We start from the raw sequence: 8,742 nt of genomic DNA, 5'->3' as shown, positions 1-8,742 counted from the left end.
CGAATATATCGATCGGCCGCACCAGATCGCCTGCCACCAGCATCTTCAGCTTTTCCCAGATATGCGGCTCGGGCACGAACGGCGCCAGACCCAGCGTCAAAGCCGCCAGAACGGCGACGCTCAGCGGAATGTTATCAATCGCGGACATGGGAAACCTTCAAGGGAAAGTGGCGCGGTTGACGGGGCTCGAACCCGCGACCCCCGGCGTGACAGGCCGGTACTCTAACCAACTGAGCTACAACCGCGCATCGCAACGGACAATCTCGGGGGGAAGCAGTGGCGCGGTTGACGGGGCTCGAACCCGCGACCCCCGGCGTGACAGGCCGGTACTCTAACCAACTGAGCTACAACCGCTCTGCTACCCCCGGGCTTGGCCCGGCGTGAGGGGGGTTTTAGGCGTGGTGCAAACCCGCGTCAAGCGCCCATCTGCGCCAAATGACAGGTTTCTCGCCCAAGGCGCGGCGCCCGGATTTTCATCGCCCCGCCCGCACTGGAGCGGGCTTGAGTATTTGGACCAAGAAAAAGAGCCGCCACTTTTTCTTGGGTGAAATACTCCGGGGTTTGGGGCAGCGCCCCAAGCAGATCAGACTTCAGGCGCCGGGACGAAACTTTGATCGTCGCCGGGCGGCAATCGGAACCGGCCATGCGCCCAGTCCCCGGCGCGCCAGGCCTCTTTGGCAGCGTCGATCCGGTCTTTGCTGGAAGCGACGAAATTCCACCAGACATAGCGGCGGCCATCCATCGCGGCGCCGCCCAATATCATCAAACGCGCGCCTTGCGCCCCCGCGCGCAGGCTGATCGCATCGCCACTGCGGAACACCAGCATGCGTCCGGCGGGCCAGACATCGCCAGCCACCTCGATTTCGCCGGACAACACATAGACCGCGCGTTCTTCGTGTTCGTCCGGCAGCGGCAGCCCGGCGCCGGGATCCAGCAGGGCGTCGGCATAGATCGTATCGCTGAAGGTCTGCAGCGGCGCGCGGGCGCCATAGCCCGAACCCAGAATCAGCCGCAGTTTCTTGCCCTCGGCCTCAAGCAGCGGCAGCGCCGCTTTTTCGGCGTGCTGAAAAGCCGGGGCGCGATCTTCATCCGCCTTTGGTAATGCCAGCCAGGTCTGGATGCCGGACAGGGCCAGCGGGCGCTGGGGCGTGTCGGTGCGTTCGGAATGGGTGATTCCATGGCCCGCCGTCATCAGGTTCACCGCGCCGGGCTCGACCCATTGATCGGTGCCAAGGCTGTCGCGGTGATGCAGGCGGCCCTGAAACAGGTAGGTCACAGTGGCAAGGCCGATATGCGGGTGCGGCGCGACATCGACGCTTTGGCCGGTCAAAAGTTCGGTCGGCATCATCTCGTCGAAAAAGATGAACGGCCCGACCATCTTGCGCCCGGCCACCGGCAGCGCCCGGCGCACCTGCAACCCGCTCAGATCGCTGACGCGCGGGACGATCACCCGGTCGATCAGATCGACCTGATCTCCGATCGGGATTTGCGGGTCGAGAAGCGGGTTCCAGCTCATGATATGCCTCCTGCCCGCCATCCTAGCGCACCCGTGCCTGCGCCGATACGCCGCTGCGCGGACAGCGTCTGTGCGCGGGTGCACGAGGTCAGGCGATGATTTCGAATTTCACCACGTCGACCATGCCGCGATCGGTGATTTTCAGCGCCGGGATCACCGGCAGCGCCAGAAACGCCAGTTGCAGAAAGGGTTCCTCAAGCGTCACACCCAGCGTCCGCGCGGCGGCGCGCAAGGCGCGCAGATCGGTTTCGACCTGTTCAAAGCTGTTCAGGCTCATCAGCCCGGCCACCGGTAGCGCCAGTTCAGCCAGCACCTTGCCGCCCTCGGTCACGACAAACCCGCCTTCGATTTCGCCCAGACGGTTAGCGGCCAGCGCCATATCGGCGTAATCGGCGCCGACGCAGGCGATGTTGTGGTGGTCGTGACAGACGGTCGAGGCAATCGCCCCGCGCTGCAATCCAAAGCCGCGCACAAAGCCGGTGGCGATATTGCCGTTCTTGCCGTGCCGTTCGATCACCGCGATTTTCACCAGATCGCGGGCGGTGTCGGGGCGCTTGTCGCCGCCGACCACCGGGATCACCTCGTGCAGGTGTTCGGTGATGATCTTGCCGGGCAGGATGCCGATCACGTCGGTGTCTTCGTGGTTGGCGGTGGTGCGGAAATGCGCGGCCTGAACGCGGGGCGCGTTGACGGAATGGCGGGCGACCGGCGGGAGGACCTCGCGCGCGGCAAAGGCGGCGTCCGTGGCCTGCACCCCGCCGCAAAACACCATCTCGGCGCGGCAATCGTTCAGCGACGACAGCGCCACGATATCGGCGCGCTTGCCCGGTGCGATCTGGCCGCGATCCTTCAGGCCAAAGGCCTCGGCCGCCGACAGGCTGGCGGCGCGGTAGGTGGCCAGCGGCGAGCAGCCCAGCGAAATCAGCGTGCGGATCATGTAATCAAGATGGCCATGCTCGGCGATGTCCAGCGGGTTCCGGTCATCGGTGCACAGGCACATATAGGGCGCGGTGGTGTCGGTCAGCACCGGTTGCAGCGCGTGCATATCCTTGGAAACCGAGCCTTCACGGATCAACACCCGCATGCCCTTGCGCAGCTTTTCAAGGGCCTCAGTGGCGGTGGTGGCCTCGTGTTCGGTGCGGATGCCGGCGCTGATATAGGCGTTCAGATCGCGGCCCGACAGTTGCGGGCAATGGCCGTCGATATGGCGACCACGAAAGGCCTGCAGCTTGGCCATCGCGCCGGGGTCTTTGTAGATCACGCCGGGGTAATTCATGAATTCGGCCAGCCCGATCACCCGGGGATGATCGCGCAGCGCGGCCAGTTCATCGGCCTCGATCCGGGCGCCGGCGGTTTCCATCTCGGTTGAGGGCACGCAAGACGACAGCTGAACCCGGATATCCATCACCGTCCGGGCCGAGGCATTCAGGAAATACTCGATCCCCGGTATACCGACGACATTGGCGATCTCATGCGGGTCGCAAATGGCGGTGGTCACCCCGCGCGGCAACACGCAGCGGTCGAACTCATAGGGCGTGACAAGCGAGCTTTCGATATGCAGATGGGTGTCGATAAACCCCGGCACCAGCGTCAGGCCGCTGACGTCGATCACCTGTTTGCCATCGTAATCTTCGCCCACGCCGACGATCGTGTCGCCGCAGATCGCCACATCGCCTTTGATCATCGCGCCGGTGACGAGGTCAAACACCTGACCGCCGCGCAACACCAGATCGGCGGGGTCGCGCCCCGCGCCCTGATCGATTAGCTGAGAGAGTTCGGCCATCCGCGCCTCCTGTTGTCAGGTCAGGGTTACAGTCCGGCCCGCCCGGTGCAAGCCGCACGCCGCGTCAGGTGCGGGCATAGATATCGTCATAGCGGGTTATGTCATCTTCGCCCAAATAGGCGCCGGTCTGGACCTCGATCACCACCGCCGGGTCGGGGCCGGTATTGGCCAGCCGGTGTTGGGCGCCCATCGGGATATAGATTGACTGATTGGCCGACAGCGGGCTGGTCTGGTCGCCCAGCGTCACCTGCACCTGCCCCTGCACCACCACCCAATGTTCGGCGCGGTGCTGATGCGATTGCAGGCTCAGTGCAGTGTCCGCATCAAGATGCAAGCGCTTGACGCGAAAGCCCGGCCCTTGGGCCAGGGTCTCGAACCAGCCCCAGGGCCGGTGTTCGTGCGGAAAGGCGTCGGCTTGCGGGATGCCCTGTTGCCGCAGGTCGCTGACGATGTGCCGGACCTCTTGCCCCGAGGCCATGTCGGCGATCAGAACCGCGTCGGGCATGGCGATGGCGACAATGTTCTTCAGGCCCATCGCCACAAGAACCTGATCGCCGCTTTCGGCCCGCAGCAGGCTGTTGTCGCAGTCCAGCGCCTGAACCGGCCCGGTGCTGACTACGCCGCGCGGATCGGCGGGACCGGCGCGCCAGACGGATTCCCAACTGCCCAGATCGCTCCAGCCCGGCGGCAAAGGCACCACGGCCAGATTGTCGGCCTGTTCCATCACCGCGAAATCGATCGAGATCGACCGCAGCCCGGACCACGGCTCCGGGTCCAGCCGCAGCAGACCCAGATCGCTGCGCGCGCCCTCTAGCGCTTGCGTGACCGGCGGCAACAGATCGGGGGCATGGCGGCGCACCGCCTGAACCAGATCCTGCGCGCGGAACATGAAAATCCCGGCGTTCCACAAATAGCGGCCCTCGGCCAGCATCTGTGCGGCGGCCTCGGCGCCCGGCTTTTCAACAAAGCCCCGCAACGGCACCGCCGCCCCATCCCCCACCAGCGGCGCCGTCAATTCCAGATAGCCATAGCCGGTTTCCGGGCGGTCAGGCTGAACCCCGAAGGTGACGATCTGGCCGTTTTGCACGGCGTCCCAACCGCGCGAAACCGCCTGTGTCATCGCCTGCGCAACAGGGAAAACATGGTCCGAGGGGCTGACCAGCAATACCGCCTGCGGATCGTCGCGCAGCGCCAGCAAGGCGGCCGCCAGAATGGCCGGAGCCGTGTTGCGGCCTTCGGGCTCGATCAGGACCGCGCCGGGGTCGATGCCGATTTCGGCCAGTTGCCCGGTGACAATGAAACGGAAATCCGAATGCGCGACGACCAGCGGCGGCGCGAACTGCACCCCGGCCCCGTCCTGTGCGAACCGCTGCGCCGCCTGCTGAAACAGGCTGTGCGATCCGGCCAGATTGGTAAACTGTTTGGGATAGCCCTGCCGCGACAACGGCCACAGCCGCGTGCCGGCACCCCCGGCCAGAAGAATCGGAACGACCTTCACCGGGCACCCCCGAAGCCGCGCATCACGGGGTCGGAAAATACAATCTTAAAGTGAATCATCTACCCGAAACTCCCGCGTATCCTGATGGGAATCTTAGGCCACCGCCCCGAAATTGCAATTCATTTCAGGGAAATACCCGGACCGTGCCAAGATTGGCCACCCGACCGAAAAAGGGGAAATGGTGGGTGATAAGAGATTCGAACTCCTGACATCTTCGATGTGAACGAAGCGCTCTACCACTGAGCTAATCACCCGGTCCGGGCGTAATAGCGTTACTCTGCCACCTCTGCAAGAGGGTCTTGCGGCGCGGTTTCGCCACCGGTGATCCGGCGAATTCGCGCGGTCAGAACCTCGGCGTTGCCATGTTCTTTCTTGCGATTGACCTGAACCTTGCCCAGCGGTCGCACATTCAACGCCTCGCCGCGCGACAGGGCCTCGCCCAGCGCCGCCAGAGTGGCCTCGACCACCGGCTTGACGTCTTTCTTCTTCATGCCGGTCGCGGCAACGATGCGGTCGATCAGTTCTTTCTTTTGAACGAAAGTCGTCGCATCGGCGGTTACGGTCGGATCTTCGACATCGACGGCTTCGGCCTTGGGACGGGATTTGGCGGCGGGTTGGCGTTTTTCAGTAGCCATGTGTTTCATCCTGTAAACATGGGATTTTGCTATCCCCTGGGTGCTCGTGGCCGCAAGAGTAGCGCGTTTTTGATCCTCGCGCTATGAAACTTCATCGGACCGCGAATACGCAAAGAAAAAGGCGCATCACCGGGATGCGCCTTTTCAGAATTTCAGGATCGGATCGGCGGATCAATGCGCGGTGGCACCGCGCGCTTCGCCGCTGGCGGCCAAGGCGGCCTGCGCGGCGGCCTCTTCGGCCTCTTCGTCCCATTCGATCGGTTCGGGCGCGCGCACCAGAGCGTGTTTCAGCACCTCGCGCACATGGCTGACCGGGATGATATCAAGCCCCTCTTTCACATTGTCAGGGATCTCGGTCAGGTCCTTGGCGTTTTCCTCGGGGATCAGAACGGTCTTGATCCCGCCCCGAAGCGCCGCCAACAGCTTTTCCTTGAGCCCGCCAATGGCCAGAGCATTGCCACGCAGCGTGACCTCGCCAGTCATGGCGATGTCCTTGCGCACCGGGATGCCGGTCAGAACCGAGACAATCGACGTGACCATGGCCAGACCCGCCGAGGGGCCGTCCTTGGGCGTCGCGCCTTCGGGGACGTGAACGTGGATGTCGACCTTTTCGAACTTGGTCGGTTTCACGCCGATCTCGGGCGCGATCGAGCGCACATAGCTTGATGCGGCTTCGATCGATTCCTTCATCACATCGCCCAGCTTGCCGGTGGTTTTCATCCGGCCCTTGCCCGGCAGCTTCAGCGCCTCGATCGACAGCAATTCGCCGCCGACGCTGGTCCATGCCAGACCGGTGACGACGCCAACCTGATCGTCCTTTTCGGCCAGCCCATAGCGGAACCGTTTCACCCCAAGGAATTCCTCAAGGTTCTCGGGCGTGACCACGACCTTGTCGGTTTCCTTGCGGATGATCTTGGTCACGGCCTTACGGGCCAGTTTCGCCAGCTCGCGCTCAAGGTTCCGCACGCCCGCCTCGCGGGTATAGGTGCGGATCATCTCCATCAGCGCGGCATCGGTGATGTCGAATTCACCTTTGCGCAGGCCGTGGTTCTTGATCTGCTTGGGCACCAGATGCTGTTTGGCGATCTCGCGCTTTTCATCCTCGGTGTACCCGGCCAGCGAAATGATTTCCATCCGGTCCAGAAGCGGCCCCGGCATGTTATAGCTGTTGGCCGTGGTCAGGAACATCACATCCGACAGGTCATATTCGACCTCAAGATAGTGATCGACAAAGGTCGAGTTCTGTTCCGGGTCCAGAACCTCAAGCATCGCGGACGCGGGATCGCCACGGAAATCCTGCCCCATCTTGTCGATTTCATCGAGCAAGATCAGCGGGTTGGTGGTTTTCGCCTTTTTCAGCGCCTGAATGATCTTGCCGGGCATCGAGCCGATATAGGTGCGGCGGTGACCACGGATCTCGGATTCATCGCGCACGCCGCCAAGGCTGATGCGGATGAATTCGCGGCCGGTTGCATTGGCCACCGATTTGCCCAGGCTGGTCTTGCCGACACCCGGAGGGCCGACGAGGCACAGGATCGGGCCTTTCAGCTTTTTGCTGCGCTGTTGCACGGCCAGATATTCGACGATGCGTTCCTTGACCTTTTCAAGGCCGTAATGGTCGTTATCCAGAACCTCTTGCGCGCGGTTCAGGTCTTTCTTGACCCGGCTGCGCACGCCCCACGGGATCGACAACATCCATTCCAGATAGTTGCGCACGACCGTGGCTTCGGCCGACATCGGCGACATCGACTTGAGCTTCTTGATCTCGGCGTCGGCCTTTTCACGGGCTTCCTTGCTCAGCTTGGTTTCCGCGACGCGGGCCTCAAGTTCGGCAATCTCGTTCTGGCCTTCCTCGCCATCACCCAGTTCCTTCTGAATGGCCTTCATTTGCTCATTCAGATAGTATTCGCGCTGGGTGCGCTCCATCTGGCTTTTGACGCGGGTCTTGATCTTTTTCTCGACCTGCAGAACCGACATTTCGCCCTGCATCAGGCCATAGATTTTCTCCAGCCGGTCGGCGACCGACAGGGTTTCCAGCAGGTCCTGTTTTTGATCGACCTCGATGCCCAGATGGCCAGCGGCCAGATCGGCCAGCTTGGCCGGCTCGCGGGTGTCGGAAATCGCCGAAAGAGCCTCTTCCGGGATGTTCTTTTTCACCTTGGCATAGCGTTCGAATTCCTTGCCGACCGAGCGCACAAGCGCCTCAAGCGTATCGGCATCGCCGGGGGTTTCCTCCAGCAATTCGGCATGGGCTTCGAAGAAATCTTCGTTCTCGACAAAATCGATGATCTGGACGCGGGCGCGGCCTTCGACCAGCACCTTGACGGTGCCGTCCGGCAACTTGAGCAGTTGCAGCACATTGGCCAGCACACCGGTGCGATAGATACCATCGGTTGTCGGGTCATCCACCGCCGGGTCGATCTGGCTGGACAGCAGAATTTGCTTGTCGTCAGCCATGACCTCTTCCAGCGCGCGCACCGATTTTTCGCGGCCGACGAACAGCGGCACGATCATGTGCGGAAACACAACGATGTCGCGCAGCGGCAGAACAGGATAGGTTTGACTGAGGTGCTCTTGCATTCTAGATCCTTGACGTATTGCAGAAAGGCGCTGATCCCGTTTCTACGGCAATCCCGGCCTTTCCCGGGTCGTGAACTCAATATCTGGGGGTGTGCCCCGGAATTTCAACCACGACCTGCTCCCCCTTTCTATCCAGAATGCCTATCCCCGCCGCCCGAGGCAAGCAGGCAGTCCCGGATTATTGTTCTGAATTTAGCCAAGTTGGTCAAATTTCCGGTCAGCGGCCTGAAATCCCTACCGCTTGGACAAAAAAGGCAGGCCCGCCCTAATGGTGCCACATTTAGACCCCAATCTGACAAACAAACAAAAAAACCATTTCGAGCAGGCAGATGGCAGACAGTCAGATTTACTATGCGCGTGGGGACAGCTCCACCGCTGGCAACGCGTCGCTGAACGCGGATAACACCAATACCCAGCCGGTCGTCGAGATTCAGTTCTCGGGCAACTCGTCGCTGGATTTCAACGATGGCAACCCGGACGAAGACACCACGGTGTTCGTCAACGGTGTTGAACAGACCTTTACCGTGCAATTCAGCGGCTATCTGCCCTCGACCAATAAGCTTGCGGATGTGAACGGCCACGACCTGCGCGGCGAGGATCTGATCGTGATCACCACCGAGGGGGGGCAACGGCTGTTCTTCCTGCCCGAAGCAGGCGTCGATCAAGCCACGATGGAGGCGTTCCCCAACGGCGCGCATCCGCTGGTGTCACTGAACCTGTTCACCGATAT

General features: G+C 62.1%; 6 protein-coding genes and 3 tRNA genes. 1 reads left to right on the top strand and 8 read right to left on the bottom strand.

Going from position 1 to position 8,742, the window contains the following annotated elements:
* Positions 1-168: 168 nt before the first annotated feature.
* The 8 genes from ABYW26_RS06615 to lon all read right to left on the bottom strand — a co-directional run bounded on the left by ABYW26_RS06615 (position 169) and on the right by lon (position 8,012).
* Positions 169-245 (bottom strand) — tRNA-Asp (locus ABYW26_RS06615).
* A gap of 32 nt (positions 246-277) precedes the next feature.
* Positions 278-354 (bottom strand) — tRNA-Asp (locus ABYW26_RS06610).
* Positions 355-583: 229 nt separating this feature from the next.
* On the bottom strand, positions 584-1,516 hold the full coding sequence (locus tag ABYW26_RS06605; protein ID WP_372603987.1) for a pirin family protein: 933 nt from the start codon (positions 1,514-1,516) through the stop codon (positions 584-586).
* Positions 1,517-1,604: 88 nt separating this feature from the next.
* On the bottom strand, positions 1,605-3,299 hold the full coding sequence (ade, locus tag ABYW26_RS06600; protein ID WP_372603986.1) for an adenine deaminase: 1,695 nt from the start codon (positions 3,297-3,299) through the stop codon (positions 1,605-1,607).
* Between the two features lie 64 nt (positions 3,300-3,363).
* Positions 3,364-4,797, bottom strand: a complete 1,434-nt coding sequence (locus tag ABYW26_RS06595) for a mannose-1-phosphate guanylyltransferase/mannose-6-phosphate isomerase (RefSeq protein ID WP_372603985.1) — start codon at positions 4,795-4,797, stop codon at positions 3,364-3,366.
* 179 nt (positions 4,798-4,976) lie between these two features.
* Positions 4,977-5,051: transfer RNA gene (locus ABYW26_RS06590), tRNA-Val, on the bottom strand.
* An 18-nt stretch (positions 5,052-5,069) separates the two neighbouring features.
* A complete protein-coding gene (locus ABYW26_RS06585) occupies positions 5,070-5,432 on the bottom strand; it encodes an HU family DNA-binding protein (protein WP_372603984.1) in 363 nt (120 codons plus the stop codon).
* 171 nt (positions 5,433-5,603) lie between these two features.
* The gene (gene lon / locus ABYW26_RS06580; RefSeq protein WP_372603983.1) at positions 5,604-8,012 is read right to left on the bottom strand and encodes an endopeptidase La; all 2,409 of its coding nucleotides are present in this window, start codon (positions 8,010-8,012) and stop codon (positions 5,604-5,606) included.
* A 329-nt stretch (positions 8,013-8,341) separates the two neighbouring features.
* Between lon and ABYW26_RS06575 the strand changes: the two genes are divergently transcribed.
* A partial coding sequence (locus ABYW26_RS06575; protein WP_372603982.1) for a hypothetical protein occupies positions 8,342-8,742 on the top strand: 401 nt, incomplete at its 3' end.

The sequence above is a fragment of the Actibacterium sp. genome (assembly GCF_041584535.1).
In the GTDB taxonomy this organism is placed as follows: domain Bacteria; phylum Pseudomonadota; class Alphaproteobacteria; order Rhodobacterales; family Rhodobacteraceae; genus Actibacterium_D.
This window is presented reverse-complemented; position numbering and strand designations above follow the sequence as displayed.

Bases quoted from the DNA above. Each gene is read 5' to 3' on its own strand.
- ABYW26_RS06605 (WP_372603987.1), bottom strand. From the start codon at position 1,516: ATGAGCTGGAACCCGCTTCTCGACCCGCAAATCCCGATCGGAGATCAG.
- ade (WP_372603986.1), bottom strand. From the start codon at position 3,299: ATGGCCGAACTCTCTCAGCTAATCGATCAGGGCGCGGGGCGCGACCCC.
- ABYW26_RS06585 (WP_372603984.1), bottom strand. From the start codon at position 5,432: ATGGCTACTGAAAAACGCCAACCCGCCGCCAAATCCCGTCCCAAGGCC.
- lon (WP_372603983.1), bottom strand. From the start codon at position 8,012: ATGCAAGAGCACCTCAGTCAAACCTATCCTGTTCTGCCGCTGCGCGAC.